This is a genomic window from Streptomyces sp. NRRL S-350, assembly GCF_000719705.1.
Classification (GTDB): domain Bacteria; phylum Actinomycetota; class Actinomycetes; order Streptomycetales; family Streptomycetaceae; genus Kitasatospora.
Window position 1 is genome coordinate 1 of record NZ_JOHO01000175.1, and the last position, 905, is coordinate 905.

Sequence of the window (905 nt, forward strand, 5' to 3'; positions counted from 1 at the left end):
GCGCTCCGTGCAGGCCGTGTTCGAGGAGCAGGTACGGGTCAGCCCCCAGGCCGACGCGCTGGTACAGGGCGAAGAACGCGTCACCTACGAGGAGTTGAACACCCGCGCCAACCGACTCGCCCGCCACCTGCGGGAACGCGGCGTCACCCGGGGCCGGACAGTCGGCGTCTACCTGGAACGCGGCACCGCACTCATCACCTCACTGCTCGCCGTCCTCAAAGCCGGCGCCGCCTACACCCTCCTCGACCCCGCCTTCCCCGTCGAACGGCTGACCACCGTCCTCCAGGACGCCAACGTCCGCACCGTCGTCTCCCGCCGCCAACTCGCCCACGCCCTCGGCGAAGGCCCCGACTACATCCTGCTCGACCCCGACGCCGACACCCCGCACATCGACCGACTCGACGGACACGACCTCACAGACGTCCCGACCGGAGCGAACGACGCCGCCTGCGTCATGTTCACCTCCGGCTCCACCGGCCGCCCCAAGGGCGTCATCGCCCCCCACCGCGCCCTGGTCGCCACCTTCGTCGGCCCCGACTACCTCGAGTTCCGCCCCGACGACGTCTACCTCCAGTCCTCCCCCGTCTCCTGGGACGCCTTCGCCCTCGAAGTCTTCTCCGCGCTCTACCACGGCGGCACCACCATCCTGCCGGTCAGCCCCCGCACCGACCTGGACGAGATCACCCGACTCGTCACCGACCACGGCGTCACCGTCCTCCAACTCTCCGCCAGCCTCTTCAACGTCCTCACCGACGACCACCCCCACGTCTTCACCGGCCTGCGCACCGTCATGACCGCCGGAGAAACCGCCTCCGTCACCCACGTCACCCGCACCCGACACCTCCACCCCCACCTGCGCATCCTCAACGGCTACGGCCCCGTCGAATCCATGGGCTTCACCACCT

Annotated in this window: 1 protein-coding gene; it reads left to right on the forward strand. The window is 69.8% G+C overall.

The genetic code is table 11. The features are described 5' to 3' along the window. Nucleotides 1-905: AMP-binding protein (locus IF30_RS0140330; protein ID WP_158835998.1), on the forward strand; the 905-nt coding region annotated here is incomplete at both ends.